Genomic DNA, 15,932 nt, shown 5'->3' with positions numbered 1-15,932 from the left:
CTGGCCCGGGCTTCCCAGATTGCTGGAAGCGGCACCGGCCGTGCCAGGAGTTCACCGAATCGCGGCCAACGCGGCACCCACGGTGACCATGCGCGCGCCGCACCCGCCGCTCGGCCCGCGGAACCGGCGCCCCACACACGTGCGCGGCGGGCCGGTTCCGGCCCGCCGCGCACGCACTCCCCTGACCGCTACTCCCGGACGTGCCCGTCGCCGGTGACCACGTACTTGGTCGAGGTCATCTCGGGCAGTCCCATCGGGCCGCGGGCGTGCAGCTTCTGGGTGGAGATGCCGATCTCGGCGCCGAAACCGAACTCGCCGCCGTCGGTGAAGCGGGTCGAGGCGTTCACCATCACCGCGGCCGAGTCGACCCGCGCCACGAAGCGGCGCGCCGCCGCCTGGGAGTCGGTCACGATGGCCTCGGTGTGCGCCGAGGAGTACTCCCGGATGTGCGCCACCGCCTCGTCCAGGGAGTCGACGATCCGTACCGCGATGTCGTGGGACAGGTACTCGGTGGTCCAGTCGGCCTCGGTGGCCGGCACCACCGCGTCGTCGAAGGCGCGGACCCGGTCGTCGCCGTGCACCGTCACTCCGGCGTCGTGCAGGGCGCCGAGGACCCGGGGCAGGAAGCGCTCGGCGACCCGGGCGTGCACGAGAAGGGTCTCGGCCGCGTTGCACACCGACACCCGCTGCGCCTTGCTGTTGACGGTGATCGCCAGCGCCTTGTCCAGGTCGGCGTGCGCGTCGACGTAGACGTGGCAGTTGCCCACCCCGGTCTCGATGACCGGCACGGCGGACTCCCGCACGACGGTCTGGATCAGCGACGCGCCACCGCGCGGGATCAGCACATCGACCAGCCCGCGCGCCCGCATCAGGTGGTGGACGGAGTCGCGTTCGACGCCCGGCACCAGCTGGACCGCGTCCACCGGGACCTCGGTGCCCTCCAGCGCGCCGCGCAGCACCTCCACGATGCGGGTATTGGACGCGTAGGCCGAGGAGGAGCCGCGCAGCAGCGCGGCGTTCCCGCTCTTCAGGCAGAGCGCGGCCGCGTCCACGGTCACGTTCGGCCGCCCCTCGTAGATGATGCCGATCACGCCCAGCGGGACCCGGAGCTGCCGCAGTTCCAGGCCGTTGGGCAGGGTGGAACCGCGCAGCACCTCGCCGACCGGGTCCGGAAGGTCGACGATCTCCCGCACGGCGTCGGCGATCGACTCGATCCGGGGGGCGGTGAGCGTCAGGCGGTCGATCATCGCCGCGCTCTGCCCGGCGGCCCGGGCGCGCTCGACATCCTCGGCGTTGGCCTCGACGATCCGGTCGGCGTGCTTGACCAGGGCGTCGGCCATCGCCTGCAGCGCCTCGTCCTTGGCCGCCCTGCTGAGCGGGGCGAGGCCCGCGGCGGCCTCCCTGGCGCGCTCCGCGACGGCGCGGACCTCCCGCTCGATGTCACTCATCGTGTCTTCTCCACTCTCGTTCGTCGGCGGCGTCAGCGGCCGGCCGGTGCCTTCGCCGCCGTTTCCTGAGCCTACGCGTCCGGCCGGTCCCGGCGCCGGGGCGGCGGACCGGAAGTGCGGCGCGCCGCACGATCGGGCCCTCGTTCCGGGAGGGAGCGCGGCGCGCCTGGGCTAGCGGTGCGGCCGGGGCAGCAGGACCAGGTCGTCCCGGTGCACGATCTCACGCTCGTACTCCGGCCCCAGCTCGCGGGCGAGCCAGCGGGTCGAACGGCCCATGAGGTCGGGGATCTCCACGGAGTCGTAGTTGACCAGCCCGCGCGCCACGATCACCCCGTCCTCGTCGCGCAGGTCGACCGGGTCGCCCGCCGCGAACTCGCCCTCCACCTGCACCACGCCGGCGGGGAGCAGCGAGGCGTGCTCGCGCACCACGGCGCGGACCGCGCCCGGGTCGAGCACCACGCTGCCGCGGCCGGCCGTGGCGTGCGCCAGCCACAGCTGCCGGGTCGACGGGCGGCGCCGCCGGCTCGGGGTGAAGTAGGTGCCGACCGGCTCGCCGGCCAGAGCGGCCCGAACGTTCGCGGCCGACGTCAGCACGGTGGGGACCCCCGCCTCGGTGGCGATCCGGGCGGAGTCCACCTTGGTCACCATCCCGCCGGTGCCGACCCCACGGCGTCCGGCGGTGCCGATGTCGACACCGTCCAGGTCGGCCGGGCCGCGCACCACGGGGATGCGGCGCGCCTCGGGACGGCTCGGGTCGCCGTCGTACAGCGCGTCGACGTCGGAGAGCAGCACCAGCGCCTCGGCGCGCAGCAGGTGGGCCACGAGGGCGGCCAGCCGGTCGTTGTCGCCGAACCGGATCTCGTCCGTGGCCACCGTGTCGTTCTCGTTCACGATCGGCAGCGCGCCGATCTCCAGCAACCGGCCGAGGGTGCGCTGGGCGTTGCGGTACTGGGTCCGGCGCATCAGGTCGTCGGCGGTGAGCAGCACCTGCGCCGCGGTCAGGCCGTGCCGCGCGAGCGCGGCGCTGTAGTGGGCCACCAGCAGCCCCTGGCCGACGCTCGCCGCCGCCTGCTGGGTGGCGAGGTCGCGCGGGCGCCGGTTCAGGCCGAGCGGGGTCATGCCCGCCGCGACCGCCCCGGAGGACACCAGGACGACTTCGATCCCGCCGGCCCGGCGCTCGGCCAGGACGTCGGCGAGTTGCCGGATGCGTTCGCCCTCGATGTGGCCGTCGGGGGTCGTCAGCGACGACGACCCGACCTTGACGACCACCCGGCGCGCCGCCGTGATGTCGGCGCGCCGCTCCGCGGGCCGCGGCGCGGCCGCCGCCGTCCCGTCGTGAGACCGTTGCCGGTCAGTGTGCGTGGTCCGCACGTTCCGTTCCCATCTGCGTGTTCACCTCTGCTCGGCCGAGCCTGCGGTGTGCCGGCCGTCCGGCCGGCACACCGTGCGAGGTCCCCGCGCGACGTCAGCCCAGCCGGGAGTCGGTGCCGCGCGGGCCGATCGGGGCGCGTTCGGCGTCGATGGTCGGGTCCCAGTCGAAGACCACGGAGTCGTCCTCGTCCCCGATGTACACCTCGGCACCGGTGACCGCGCCCGCCTTGGCGAGCGCCTCCTCGATGCCGAGGCGGTTGAGCCGGTCGGCGAGGTAGCCGACCGCCTCGTCGTTGGCGAAGTCGGTCTGGCGCACCCAGCGTGCGGGGCGGTCGCCGCGGACCCGGAACGTGTTGTCGCCGAGCGGCACGACCTCGAACGGCACCTCTCCGATTTCGCGGGGCCGCAGCACGATGCGGGTGGGCTCGGGCACCGGGCGGGCCGCGCGCGCCGCGGCCACCTGCTCGGCCATGGCGAAGGACAGCTCCCGGAGCCCCTCACGGGTCGCCGCCGAAATCGTGTGCACCTGCAGCCCGCGCTCGCGCAGGATCGGCGTGACGAGCTCGGCGAGTTCGCGGGCGTCGGGGACGTCCGCCTTGTTGAGCACCACCAGCCGGGGCCGGTCGCTGAGGTCGACGTCGGTCAGCTCGCCGTAGGCGGCCAGCTCGGCCTCGATGACCTCCAGGTCGGTGACCGGGTCCCGGCCCTGCTCGTAGGTGGCGCAGTCGAGCACGTGCACCAGTGTGGAGCACCGCTCGACGTGCCGGAGGAACGCCAGGCCGAGCCCCCGGCCCTCGCTCGCGCCGGGGATGAGCCCCGGCACGTCGGCGACCACGTACTGGGTCGTCCCCGCCTCGACCACGCCGAGGTTGGGCACCAGGGTGGTGAACGGGTAGTCGGCGATCTTGGGCCGGGCGGCCGACAGCGCGGCGACCAGCGACGACTTTCCGGCGCTGGGGAAGCCCACCAGGCCGACGTCGGCGATCGTCTTGATCTCCAGCCGGATGTCGAGCTGCTCGCCCGGCTCGCCTTTGAGCGCGAAGCCGGGCGCCTTGCGCCGCGGCGAGGCGAGCGCGGCATTGCCCAGGCCGCCGCTGCCGCCCCTGGCCGCGACCAGCCGCGTGCCGGGCCCCACCAGGTCGGCGATGAGCTCACCGTCGGGCGTGGTGACCACGGTGCCGTCGGGTACCGGGAGCACCAGTTCGTCGCCGTTGGCACCGGCGCGGTGGTGCCCCTGCCCCGGCGCGCCGTTGCCCGCCTTGCGGTGCGGCCGGCGCTGGTACTCCAGCAGGGTGGACGTGTTGGGGTCGACCTCCAGGACGACGTCGCCGCCGCTGCCCCCGTTGCCGCCGTCGGGTCCGCCCAGCGGCTTGAACTTCTCCCGGTGCACGGAGGCACAGCCGTGCCCGCCGTCACCGGCCTTGATGTGCAAGACCGCTTCGTCGACGAAGTCCGGCATGGCTCTCCCTGGGGTCTTCCGATCCGCTCGGTTCCCGCGGTTCGGTCGTTCGTTTCCGTTGCGTGGTGTCCGGGTGCCCTGACACGGGGCGGCCGGAGTGCGAACGCGCGTAGGGCGGGCCAGTCGTGCTGGCCCGCCCTACGCGCTCTTCAGTCGGTGACGTCGCGTCGCGCCGGCCCTATTCCGCGGGGGCCGGGGTCGGGACGATGTTCACGGCCTTGCGGCCGCGCCGGGTACCGAACTGCACCTGACCCGCGACGAGCGCGAACAGGGTGTCGTCGCCACCGCGGCCCACGTTGTCGCCCGGGTGGAAGTGCGTGCCACGCTGGCGGACCAGGATCTCGCCGGCCTTGACGCTCTGCCCGCCGAAGCGCTTGACGCCGAGCCGCTTGGCGTTGGAGTCGCGGCCGTTCCGGCTGGACGACGCGCCCTTCTTGTGTGCCATCTCGCGCTCCTCCTGCTACTTCGCGGCGATGCCGGTGACGCGCACGCGGGTGTACTTCTGCCGGTGCCCCAGGCGCTTCTTGTAACCGGTCTTGTTCTTGTACTTGAGGATGTTGATCTTCGGGCCCTTGGCCTCGCCCAGGACCTCGGCGGTGACCTGGTAGCCGCCGAGCTCGGCGGCGTCGCTGATGACCTTGCCCTCATCGACGACCAGCAGCGGCTGCCACGTCAGCGTGGCGCCGACCTCGTCGGCCACCTTGTCGATGTTCAAGACGTCATCGACAGACACCTTCTCCTGTCGGCCGCCCGCCCGCACGACTGCGTACACCGGGAAACTCACTTCCTGCTCGCTTCAGAAAAAATGCGCTCTAAATCGACCGCGGTCTCAACCCACTCGCCTCCGCAACGGGGGCGTGGGAATCGAAAGTAGGTCTCGGGCGCGCGAACGATTGGGGCGCGCCGACGCACCAGCCTTTAGATTACCATCCGCCCGTTGGGGGCGAGCACGTCAAGCACCGTCCATACCGGTCGGACCGGGCGGCCCGGCCCGACCGGACGACGTCACGGGGTGCTGCCCGCCTCGACCACCGCGGTCTCCGCGGCCGCGGTGGCCGTCTTGGTCCGCCGGGTGCGCCGGCGCCGTGGGCGCTCGGCGGGCTCGGCGGCGGTGTCGGAATCGGCGTTCGCGGGGGCCTCGGCGGCGGGCTCGGCCGGCTCTTGGGCGGCCGGCTCCGGCACCGCGGCGGGCGCCGCCTCAGGGGCGCCCTCCTCCGGGGCGGCCGGGGTCTCGGCGGCCTTGTCGCGCTTGACCCGGCGGGACGACCGGCGCGCGGTCTTCTTCTCCGGCTTCCCGGCCTTCTCCGCCTTCTCCGCCGGCTGCTCGGTGGTCGGCTCCGCCTCGGCGGCGGACTCGGCCGGCTCTTCGGCGGCCTCGGCCACCGGCTTCTCGGCGGCGGCCTTCTCGGCGGTGCCGCCCTTGCCCTTCTTCTTGCGGCCGCCCGAGGAGCCGTTTCCGCCGGTCGCCGCCTTGGCCTCCACCGGTTCGGTGGACAGGATGAGGCCCCGGCCGTTGCAGCAGTCGCAGGTGGTGGAGAACGCCTCCAGCAGCCCCTGCCCGACCCGCTTACGGGTCATCTGCACCAGCCCCAGCGAGGTGACCTCCGCGACCTGGTGCTTGGTGCGGTCACGCGACAGGCACTCCAGCATGCGCCGCAGCACGAGATCGCGGTTGCTCTCCAGCACCATGTCGATGAAGTCGATGACGATGATGCCGCCGATGTCGCGCAGCCGCAGCTGGCGGACGATCTCCTCGGCCGCCTCCAGGTTGTTCTTGGTGACCGTCTCCTCCAGGTTGCCGCCCTGGCCGGTGAACTTGCCGGTGTTGACGTCCACGACGGTCATGGCCTCGGTGCGGTCGATGATCAGCGACCCGCCGCTGGGCAGCCACACCTTGCGCTCCAGCGCCTTGGCGATCTGCTCGTCCACCCGGTAGGCGTCGAAGACGTCGCGCTCCTTGGCCCAGTGCGACAGCCGCTCGGCCAGGTGCGGGGCGACGTAGTTCACGTACTCCTCGACCGTGCGCCACGCCTCGTCGCCCGAGACGACCAGGCTGGAGAAGTCCTCGTTGAAGACGTCGCGCACCACGCGCACGGTGAGGTCGGGCTCGCTGTACAGCAGCGCCGGGGCGGTCGCCGACTTCGACTTGCGCTTGATGGACTCCCACTGCGCGGCCAGCCGCGAGATGTCGCGCTCCAGCTCCTCCTCGCTGGCGCCTTCGGCGGCGGTCCGCACGATCACACCGGCGTTCTCCGGCATGACCTTCTTGAGGATCTGCTTGAGCCGGGCGCGCTCCTTGTCCGGGAGCTTGCGGCTGATGCCGGTCATGGTGCCATCGGGGACGTACACCAGGTAGCGGCCGGGCAGGCTGATCTGGCTGGTGAGACGGGCGCCCTTGTGGCCGAGCGGGTCCTTGGTGACCTGCACCAGCACCGACTGCCCCGACTTCAGCGCCGACTCGATGCGCTTGGGCTGGCCCTCCAGGCCGGAGGCGTCCCAGTTGACCTCTCCGGCGTAGAGCACGGCGTTGCGGCCCTTGCCGATGTCGACGAACGCCGCCTCCATGGAGGGCAGCACGTTCTGCACCCGCCCCAGGTAGACGTTGCCCACGTAGGACTTGTGGGTGACCCGGTCGACGTAGTGCTCGACCAGCACGTCGTCTTCGAGCACCGCGATCTGGGTGCGCTCCCCGGTGCGCCGGATGACGAGGTCGCGCTTGACCGACTCGCGGCGGGCGAGAAACTCCGACTCGGTGATGATCGGCGCGCGGCGGCGGCCCTGCTCGCGGCCCTCGCGGCGGCGCTGCTTCTTGGCCTCCAGGCGGGTGGAACCGCGGACGGCCTGCACCTCGTCCTCGATCGGCGCGGCGCTGCGCGGCTCGCGCACCCGGACCACCGTGTTGGGCGGGTCGTCGGGGCTCGGCGTCTCCTCGGCCGTCTCGCCGCCGCCCCTGCGGCGGCGGCGCCGACGGCGGCGGCTGGTGCCCCCGGCCTCGTCCGGCCGGTCCTCGTCGGCGGGCTCCTGCTCGGTACCGGCGGAGTCGGCGGCGTCCTCGTCCGCGGCCGGCTCGGCGCGACGGGTGCGCGCGGTGTCTTCCCCGGCCCCGGTGTCCACCGGCCGGCCGGTGGCGGTGACGTCGGTGTCGGATGCGGTGTCGGCCGAGCCGTCCTCTCCGGTCCGCGACCGGCCGCGCCCGCGGCCGCCCCTGCGGCGGCGCCGGCGGGACGGGCGGCCCTCGTCGTCGTCACCGTCGTCGCCGTCGGCGTGGTCGTCCTGGAAGTAGTCCGCGGACTCCGCCGCCTCGGCGGTCTCCTCGGTGTCGGGCGTGTCGGTGGGGCCGACGGGGTGCACCCCGTTGGCCGGGCCCTGCGGCACCGGCGGCTGGAAGACCACCATGGGCGGCTGGAAGGCGACGGAGGCCACTCCGGTGGCCGGATCGCCGGTCTCCTCGGTATCGGACGCCGCCGCTTCGGCCTTCCCGGCGGCCGGTTCCGGTTCGCCCGCGGGCCGGGTGGCCCGTGTCCGGCGGCGGGTGCGGGTCCGCGGCGCGGTCGTCTCCTCGGGCTCCGCGCCGCCGCTCGCGGCGCTCGGCTCGGTGGCGGGTGCGTCCTCGGCCGGCACCGCCTCCACCGTGGCCTCGGCCGCGCTCGTGGTGCGGCTCGCCGCCACGGGGGCGATCGGCTCGGGCTCCGGCGGCGGCCCGGCCGGGCGGGTCGCCACGCTCCGGCGGCGTCGCGCCGTCTTCGGCTTTTCCGTGCCGGGCGCGCCGTCGTCGGCGCCCGCGGTCACGCCGGACCGTGTCGTCTCGGCGCTGTCAGTCGTTTCTGTTGTACGTCCCACGGTGCCCTCGGCACCGCTGTTGGGCTCGTTTTCGAGCATCCGGGCGGTCTCCCGTCAGAGTTCTCGGGCGCGGCGCGTTCGCAGCGGCCGCGGCGCGCGAGAACTGTCGTCACTGTGTCGGCCCCGGTAGCGCGGTCGGCGGTACCGGGACAAAGTCCTTGGATCGCGCCCACGTTCCCCGTCGGAGGTCAGCCATGTGCCGAGCTCCGCGTGGGCGCTGACGACGTCGGTGGTGGGTCCTGCGTCGTCCCGGCGGGGGCGGCGGTATGCGGCGCCCCGGTGCCGGAGTCGTGCCGTCCGCTGTCGCGGGCGGACGCGCCGTCCGCCGCGAACGGGTCGGCGATCTCGCCGGAGGCCCCGTCCAGCGGCCCCTGCGCCAGCCTGGTCATCAACGGTGATGCCGGCGGCGCGAGGCCGGCCACCTGACGGAGGCCGCTCACCACGTCGTCTGGCCGAACGGCAGGTGTCGTGTGCCGGACGACCATTCGAAGTATGACATATGTCTCGTCCTGCTCCGCTGTGCCGGTCCCGTCCACGTACAGACGGAGCACGGCCCCGCGGGTGTCGAAGCGGCGGCGTCCCTTCTTGGTGAGCCGCTCCACCTCGACGGTGCCGGCCGCTAGGAACGCGGCCACCGCTGCCCGGGCGTCGTCGGGGGCGACTCCCGGCAGCTCGACCCGCCACTCCGATGCCTCCAGGCGGTCGGCGAGACCGCCCGCCGCGGCCGTCACGACCTCGACGACGTCGATGCCGGTGGGCATCGCGGCGTCGAGCCGAACACGCACCTGTTCGGGTTCGGACGGCTCGGTCAGCGTGAGTTCGAAGTACTCCGCCTCACTGGCCACCCCCGTGGGGGCCGCTCCGGTGTAGGAGATCTTGGGGTGAGGCGTGAACCCCGCCGAGAAGGCGACCGGTATCCGGGCCCGGCGCAGCGCGCGCTCCAGCGCGCGGGCGATGTCGCGATGACTCGCGAACCGCATCCGGCCGCGCTTGGCGTAACGCACGCGCAGTCGGTGGCCCTGGGTTCCGGTGGAGGGCGAGATGGTGCCCTCTGGTGCGGGGGGCAGTGCTGCTCCTTTCGTCGATGTCTCCCGGCCGCCGTGTCCGGTGGTCCGGAGCGGGCCGGGCCGGGAGATGCACGTCCTCATTAGCGTACGGTGCGCTCCGGTTGCCTCGCGCCATCGCCCCGGGCCGGCTGGCCTGGTCGGGACGCCGGGCGGCGGGTCGACGGTCGAGCGGACCCCACCGCGCTCCGTGACGCATCACACACCACTGTGCTGTTCCCACCCCGGTGACGGTTGAAAAGCCCCGGTGCAGTTGTGTCGGCCACAGCCCCCGGTCCGGCGGGCCGCCGGGCCGCCGTCGGGCGAGGTCGACCCCTCATTGAAGTGCAAGGACGGACGGCCCGAAAAAATTTCTGGGCAAATCGCAATTCCGTGCCAACCACCGTGCGGGGTCGCTCGTCTAGTACACGTACGGCCCGGCGCGAGCGGGGCGCCGGGCCGTACCTCGATTCGTTCCGGGGCCCGTTCGGGCCCTTTTCTCGCTCCGCAGCCGCTCGGGCTGGCGCCCGCTCCCCATCCGGTCAGACGACGGTCAGCGGCAGTAGCTTGGACCGGTCGGTGGGCCCGATCTGGATCTCGGTCCCCATGGTGGGGCAGACCCCGCAGTCGTAGCACGGGTTCCAGCGGCAGTCGTCGACCTCCACCGACTCCTCGCCGTGCAGCGCGTCCTGCCAGTCCTGCCACAGCCAGTCACGGTCCAGCCCGGCGTCGAGGTGATCCCAGGGCAGCACTTCGTCCCGTTCCCGCTCGCGCACCGTGTACCAGTCCAGGTCCACCGGTTCGCCGGCGAGCGCCCGAGCGGCGGACTCGGTCCAGCGTTCGTAGGAGAAGTGCTCGCTCCAGCCATCGAACCGCCCGCCGGCCCGCCAGACCTCCTCGATGACCCGGCCGACCCGGCGGTCGCCGCGGGAGAGGAGTCCTTCGATGATCGAGGGCCGCCCCTCGTGGTAGCGCAGCCCCACCGACCGGCCGTAGGCGCGATCGCGGCGGAGCACGTCGCGCAGGGTGTGCAGCCGGGCGTCGACCACCTCGTGCGGGGTCTGGCCGGCCCACTGGAAGGGGGTCTGCGGCTTGGGAACGAACCCGCCGATGGAGACCGTGCACCGGATGTCCTTGCGCCCGGTGACCTCGCGCCCGGCCCGGATCACCTCGCGGGCGAGGTCGGCGATGGCCAGCACGTCCTCGTCGGTCTCGGTGGGCAGCCCGCACATGAAGTACAGCTTGACCTGGCGCCACCCGGCCGCGTAGGCGGCGGTGACGGTGCGGATGAGGTCGGCCTCGGTCACCATCTTGTTGATGACCCGGCGCATGCGTTCGCTGCCGCCCTCGGGCGCGAAGGTGAGCCCGGAGCGACGCCCGTTGCGGGTGAGTTCGTTCGCCAGGTCGATGTTGAACGCGTCGACGCGGGTCGAGGGCAGCGACAGCCCGGTGTTGGTGCCCTCGTAGCGGTCGGCGAGCCCCTTGGTGATCTCGCCGATCTCGCTGTGGTCGGCGCTGGACAGCGAGAGCAGGCCGACCTCCTGGAAGCCGGACGACCGCACGCCCTGCTCTACCATGTCGGCGACGACGGCCTTGCTGCGCTCGCGCACCGGCCGGGTGATCATGCCGGCCTGGCAGAAGCGGCAGCCGCGCGTGCAGCCGCGGAAGATCTCGACGCTGAAGCGCTCGTGCACCGACTCGGCGAGCGGCACGATCGGGTTCTTCGGGTAGGGCCACTTGTCGAGGTCCATGACGGTGTGCTTGTGCACGCTCCACGGCACGCCCGGCCGGTTGGGCCGGTACCGTCCGATTCGGCCGTCGGGCAGGTACTCGACGTCGTAGAACCGGGGGATGTACACCCCGCCGGTGGCCGCCAGCCGCAGCAGGACCCCGTCGCGCCCGCCGGGGCGGCCCTCACGCTTCCACTCGCGGATGACCTCGGTGATGGCCAGCGCGATCTCCTCGCCGTCGCCGAGCACCGCGGCGTCGAGGAAGTCGGCGATGGGCTCGGGGTTGAAGGCGGAGTGGCCGCCCGCCAGCACGATGGGGTCCTCCTCGCGGCGGTCGGCCGCGTGCAGCGGGACGCCCGCGAGGTCCAGCGCGGTGAGCATGTTGGTGTAGCCCATCTCGCTGGCGAAGCTGACGCCCATGACGTCGAACGCGCCGAGCGGCCGGTGCGCGTCCACGGTGAAGTGCGGCACTCCGTGCTCGCGCATGAGCCGTTCCAGGTCGGGCCACACCGCGTAGCAGCGCTCGGCGAGCACGCCGTCGCGCTCGTTCAGCACCTCGTACAGGATCTGGATCCCCTGGTTCGGCACGCCGACCTCGTAGGCGTCCGGGTACATCAGCGCCCAGCGCACCTCCGTCTCGTCCCACTCCTTGACGACGGAGTTCAGCTCACCGCCCACGTACTGAATCGGCTTCTGCACCTGCGGCAGCAGCGCCTCCAGTCGTGGGAAGACGGACTCGATCGGCATGGTGGGACGCCTCCGCGGAGATGACGGCTCGGCCGACTGCGTTGCCCGGTCACCGCGGTGCCGGACCACCGCGTCGGTGCCGTCGCAGTCGTTGTTCTCGTGGTCGGCTTCCCAGCCTACGGGGCCGCGCGGAGGTTCGGTCCCACCCGCGCCCGGGCGGGCGCCCGCGTTCCGGCGCCCGCCCGGGGGTGCGTCAGCGGAACGCCCGGTACCGTCCGTAGATGCCGAGCACCAGGCCGATGGCGGTCAGGTGCGCGATGCTCGCGGTACCGCCGTAGGAGACGAACGGCAGCGGCAGGCCGGTGATGGGCATGATGCCGAGCGTCATCCCGATGTTGATGAAGCTCTGAAAGGTCAGCCAGGACGCGACGCCGACGCACACCAGGCGGCCGTAGGGCTCGTCGCACCCGGCCGCGATCCGCAGGGTGCGCCAGATGACGACGCCGATCAGCCCGATGATCAGCGCGCTGCCGAAGAAGCCGAGTTCCTCACCGGCGACGGTGAAAATGAAGTCGGTGTGCTGTTCGGGGACGAAGCGGCCGGCGGTCTGCTCGCCGCGGAACAGGCCGCTGCCGCTGAGTCCGCCGGAGCCGATGGCGATGAGCGCCTGGTTGGCGTTGTACCCGGCGCCCTGCGGGTCGGCCGTGGGATCGACGAAGGTCGCGAAACGGGCGAGCTGATAGTCCTTGAGCAGCCCGAACCACCAGACCGCCAGTACACCGAGCAGCCCGCAGCCGATCAGCCCCAGCACCCACCGGATCGGGGCTCCGGACAGCGCCAGCATCCCCAGGTAGATCGCGCCGAGCACCATGGCGGTTCCGAGGTCCGGCTGCAGCAGGATGAGCCCCATCGGCACCGCCAGCGCCGCCAGGCTGCCCAGCACGTCGCGAGTGGTGGGCGCGTGCTCGCCGTCGCGCGGTTCGCCGAGCAGCATCGCCACGCCCAGGATCAGCGCGATCTTGGCGACCTCGCCGGGCTGGGCCTGGAAACCGCCGATCACGATCCAGGACCGTGACCCGTTGATCACCGCACCGAGCGGAGTGAGCACCAGCGCCAGCCCGACCGCGGCCAGCACGAAGATGACCGGCGCGTACGCCCGCGGCACGCGGTAGTCCACGGCGGCCACGGCGGCGCAGACCACGGCACCGATCGCGAGGTGCATGAGATGCCGCCGGACGAAACCCAGGGAGGCGACGGGATCGCCGTCGTCGACCGTGGAGGCCCAGACCAGCAGCAGGCCGATGACGCACAGGCCGGCGACGGCGGACACCAGCGGCAGGTCGAGCCGGCGGCGCACCTCGGCGGCCACCAGCCTGCCGGCGCGCCCCCGCCACGATCGCGACGGGACGCGCGTACTCGGATGCAACGACATGGCGTTCGACCAGTTCCGGTTGGGCGGCGCCGGACCGGGGCGCCGCGGGGACGGACACGCGGGGTTCTCGCTCCTCCGCTACTCGTAGCCCTCGGGGGGCGCCACCGTGCCGTCCGGCCGGACCACCGGGAGCTCGCTCGGCGGTACCCCACCCGGCAGCGCCGGACGCGGCGCCCGGCGTGGGCGGCCCTCGCGTTCCTCGCCGGGGCGTGGGGCCGGCTGCTGCTGGCCGGCGGCCTGCTGTGCTTCGGGAAGGTCGGCGGGCGGCTCGAACCCGTAGATGCCGTCGTAGATCTCGCGGGCGACCGGCGCCGCGGCGGCACCGCCGGTGCCGCCCTGGGAGATGAACACCACCACGGCGAGCTGCGGGTCGTCGGCCGGCGCGTAGGAGGCGAACCAGGCGGACTCCCGCTTGCCGGTCACCGTGGCCGAACCGGTCTTGCCGGCAATGGACACCCGGTCCTGCGGGAACCCGTGGAAGGCCCCGGCGGCGGTGCCCTCCTTGGGCACGTCGGCCAGGGCGTCGCGCAGGTAGGCCAGCGTCTCCTCGTCGACCGGCAGCCGACCGGTGGGCTGCGGCGGGATCTCCTCGACCTGCTGGCCGTCGGCCGAGATGAACGCCTTGCCCACGCGGGGGGCGTACAGCGTGCCGCCGTTGGCGATGGCCGCGTAGGCGCGGGCGAGCTGGAGCGGGGTGACGAGCACGTCGCCCTGGCCGATGGCGAAGTTGGCGGCGTCACCGGCCCGCCACACGTAGCCGTCGACGCACTGTTCCTTGGCCACCGCCTGCAGGTAGGCGGCGTGCCCCGGGTCCTCGCGGGCGACCTCGGGGTACCCCGACTCGCCGCGCCGGCAGTTCTCCTCGCGGGTGCTCTCCCAGTACTCCCGCTTCCAGTCGCGGTCGGGGATGCGGCCGACGGACTCGTTCGGCAGGTCGATGCCGGTGGGCCGGCCGAAGCCGAATCCCTTCGCCATGGCCGACATGGCGTCGCGCGGGTTCTCGACCGGCCGCATGCCGCCGTCCTGCCGCCACATGTCGTAGGCGAGCTGGTAGAAGACGGTGTTGCAGGAGACGACGATGGCCTGGTGCAGGCTGAGGCTGCCGTGCGGCCTGCTCTCGTAGTTGTGGAACGCGCGGTCGCCCACGTTGATGGAGCTGGGGCAGGCGTAGCTGCCGCGCAGCGGGGAGCCGTTCTGCACCGCGGCCGCGAGCGAGGACACCTTGAAGGTCGAGGCCGGCGGGTACTGGCCCTGGAGCACCCGCGAGATGAGCGGCTCGCCGGCGTCCTTGCTGAGCAGCCGGTCGTAGGTCTTCTGGTCGATGCCGCCGTCCCAGACCTCCGGATCGTAGGTGGGCACGCTGGCCATGGCGATCACCCGGCCGGTGCGCACGTCCATGACGACGCTGGCGGCGGAGTCGGCGGGGTAGCCGGCGCCCCGGGAACGCTCGATCCCGCGCTTCAGCGCCTCCTCGACCACCCGCTGCACCCGGGCGTCGAGGCTGGTGACGAGGTGCTGGCCGGGCTCGGCGTCGCGCTCGGTGACCAGGCCGGTGACGTTGCCCCGGCTGTCGACGGCGAGCGTGCGGACGCCGGCCACTCCGCGCAGCCGCTCGTCGTAGGACGCCTCCAGCCCGTCGCGGCCGACCTGGGTGACGCCGGTGAACTGCGCGCGCAGTTCCTCGCGCTCGGCGAGCTCCTCCTCGGTGGCGGGCTGCAGGTAGCCGAGCACCTGGACCGCGCTCGCCCCGCCGGGGTGTTCACGGACCGCGGTCTGCTGGGCGGAGATGCCGGGGAACTCCTCCTGGCGCTCCATGATCTGCAGGGCCAGCCGCGGTTCGACGCCCTCGGCCAGCGTGACGGGCTGGTAGGGCGAGCCCGGCCAGCACGGCCGGCTGACGCCGGGCCCGCACAGCCGGGTCCGCTGCCGCAGCTCCTCGTAGGGCGCGCCGAGCACCTCAGCGACCCCGCGCAGCACCGCCTCGCCGCCGTCCTCCTGCCGCGCCAGCGCGTGGTAGTCGGCGGAGACCACGAGCTCGGTGCGGTTGCGGACGAGGGGACGGCCCGCTCCGTCCAGGATGTGGCCCCGGGTGGCGGGCACGATCAGGTCCTGACTGTGGTTGGCCGCGGCGAGCCGCTGGTAGTGGTCGCCCATCGGCACCTGGAGGTACCACAGCCGGCCGGTGAGCACCGCCAGCAGGCTGAGCACCAGGACCTGCGCCATGATCAGCCCGCGCCGGCCCGGGCGCCGGGGCGGCTCGGCGAGCGCGGTCCGGCGGTACTTCCTCATCTGATGAGGCCCCCGTTCGCCCACAGGGTGGCGCCGACCGCCGTGAAATCGTCCCGGTCGGTCCGGCGCAGCAGCCAGAAGACCGGGTACAGCACGAACGGGCTCGCCACCATGGTCAGGATCAGGTGCGGCGGCAGCACGCCGAGCACGCCGGTCAGGGTCACCCGCGGATCGCCGAGGACGGCGCCGATGGCGGCGAACCCGAGGGAGACGCCGGTCGCGGCCAGCGCGGCGACCCCGAACGGCCAGAGCCCGCCGACCCGGGCGAGCGGGTCGCGCAGCGCACCGGCGAGGTAGCCGGCCAGGCTCAGCACCATGGCGTAGCGGCCGAGTTCGTGGTCGGCGGGTGGCAGGGTGTCGACGGCCAGGCCGCCCAGGAACCCGGCGACCGCGCCGGTGACCGCCGTCGTGCGCATCGCGACCGCGACCACGGTCAGCACCACGAGGTCGGGCCCGGCGCCCCACGGCACGGGCAGCCGGTTGACCAGCACCGTCTGGATCAGCACGGCCGCCACCACCAGCAGCGCGGCCAGCGTCCTTCGCATCATCGGGCTTCCTCCGTGGACGCCCCCGCCGCCACGGGGAGGCGGGGGACTGCGTGCCGGGCCCCGCGCGACGGCGCGTTCCGGGCCC

At 73.3% G+C, this 15,932-nt stretch carries 11 protein-coding genes; all 11 read right to left on the bottom strand.

Annotated elements, in window-relative coordinates; translation table 11 throughout:
- Positions 1-188: 188 nt before the first annotated feature.
- Positions 189-1,448, bottom strand: a complete 1,260-nt coding sequence (locus ACFQRF_RS20060) for a glutamate-5-semialdehyde dehydrogenase (protein WP_379872677.1) — start codon at positions 1,446-1,448, stop codon at positions 189-191.
- A gap of 171 nt (positions 1,449-1,619) precedes the next feature.
- On the bottom strand, positions 1,620-2,735 hold the full coding sequence (gene proB, locus ACFQRF_RS20055) for a glutamate 5-kinase (RefSeq protein ID WP_379872849.1): 1,116 nt from the start codon (positions 2,733-2,735) through the stop codon (positions 1,620-1,622).
- A gap of 178 nt (positions 2,736-2,913) precedes the next feature.
- Positions 2,914-4,278, bottom strand: coding sequence for a GTPase ObgE (gene obgE, locus ACFQRF_RS20050; protein ID WP_379872676.1), 1,365 nt, complete (start codon positions 4,276-4,278; stop codon positions 2,914-2,916).
- A gap of 178 nt (positions 4,279-4,456) precedes the next feature.
- Complete coding sequence (rpmA, locus tag ACFQRF_RS20045) at positions 4,457-4,723, bottom strand: 50S ribosomal protein L27 (protein ID WP_379872675.1); 267 nt, start codon at positions 4,721-4,723, stop codon at positions 4,457-4,459.
- A gap of 15 nt (positions 4,724-4,738) precedes the next feature.
- Positions 4,739-5,050 carry a 50S ribosomal protein L21 gene (gene rplU / locus ACFQRF_RS20040; protein ID WP_379872674.1) on the bottom strand — a complete coding sequence of 104 codons (312 nt, stop codon included), beginning with the start codon at positions 5,048-5,050 and terminating at the stop codon, positions 4,739-4,741.
- 233 nt (positions 5,051-5,283) lie between these two features.
- On the bottom strand, positions 5,284-8,157 hold the full coding sequence (locus ACFQRF_RS20035) for an Rne/Rng family ribonuclease (protein ID WP_379872673.1): 2,874 nt from the start codon (positions 8,155-8,157) through the stop codon (positions 5,284-5,286).
- A gap of 149 nt (positions 8,158-8,306) precedes the next feature.
- Positions 8,307-9,098 (bottom strand): TIGR03936 family radical SAM-associated protein, encoded by a 792-nt coding sequence (locus tag ACFQRF_RS20030; protein WP_379872848.1) that lies wholly within the window; start codon positions 9,096-9,098, stop codon positions 8,307-8,309.
- Between the two features lie 605 nt (positions 9,099-9,703).
- Complete coding sequence (locus ACFQRF_RS20025; RefSeq protein WP_379872672.1) at positions 9,704-11,638, bottom strand: TIGR03960 family B12-binding radical SAM protein; 1,935 nt, start codon at positions 11,636-11,638, stop codon at positions 9,704-9,706.
- Between the two features lie 193 nt (positions 11,639-11,831).
- Positions 11,832-13,010 (bottom strand): rod shape-determining protein RodA, encoded by a 1,179-nt coding sequence (rodA, locus tag ACFQRF_RS20020; protein WP_379872671.1) that lies wholly within the window; start codon positions 13,008-13,010, stop codon positions 11,832-11,834.
- Between the two features lie 78 nt (positions 13,011-13,088).
- The gene (gene mrdA, locus ACFQRF_RS20015) at positions 13,089-15,299 is read right to left on the bottom strand and encodes a penicillin-binding protein 2 (protein WP_379872670.1); all 2,211 of its coding nucleotides are present in this window, start codon (positions 15,297-15,299) and stop codon (positions 13,089-13,091) included.
- A complete protein-coding gene (gene mreD / locus ACFQRF_RS20010) occupies positions 15,296-15,847 on the bottom strand; it encodes a rod shape-determining protein MreD (RefSeq protein ID WP_379872669.1) in 552 nt (183 codons plus the stop codon). The genes mrdA and mreD overlap by 4 nt, the downstream gene beginning before the upstream one ends.
- Between the last annotated feature and the right edge of the window lie 85 nt (positions 15,848-15,932).

The sequence above is a fragment of the Marinactinospora rubrisoli genome (assembly GCF_042664915.1).
Taxonomy (GTDB): Bacteria; Actinomycetota; Actinomycetes; order Streptosporangiales; family Streptosporangiaceae; genus Marinitenerispora; species Marinitenerispora rubrisoli.
The sequence above is the reverse complement of the archived record's forward strand: the minus strand, read 5'-3'. Positions and strand labels throughout refer to the sequence as shown.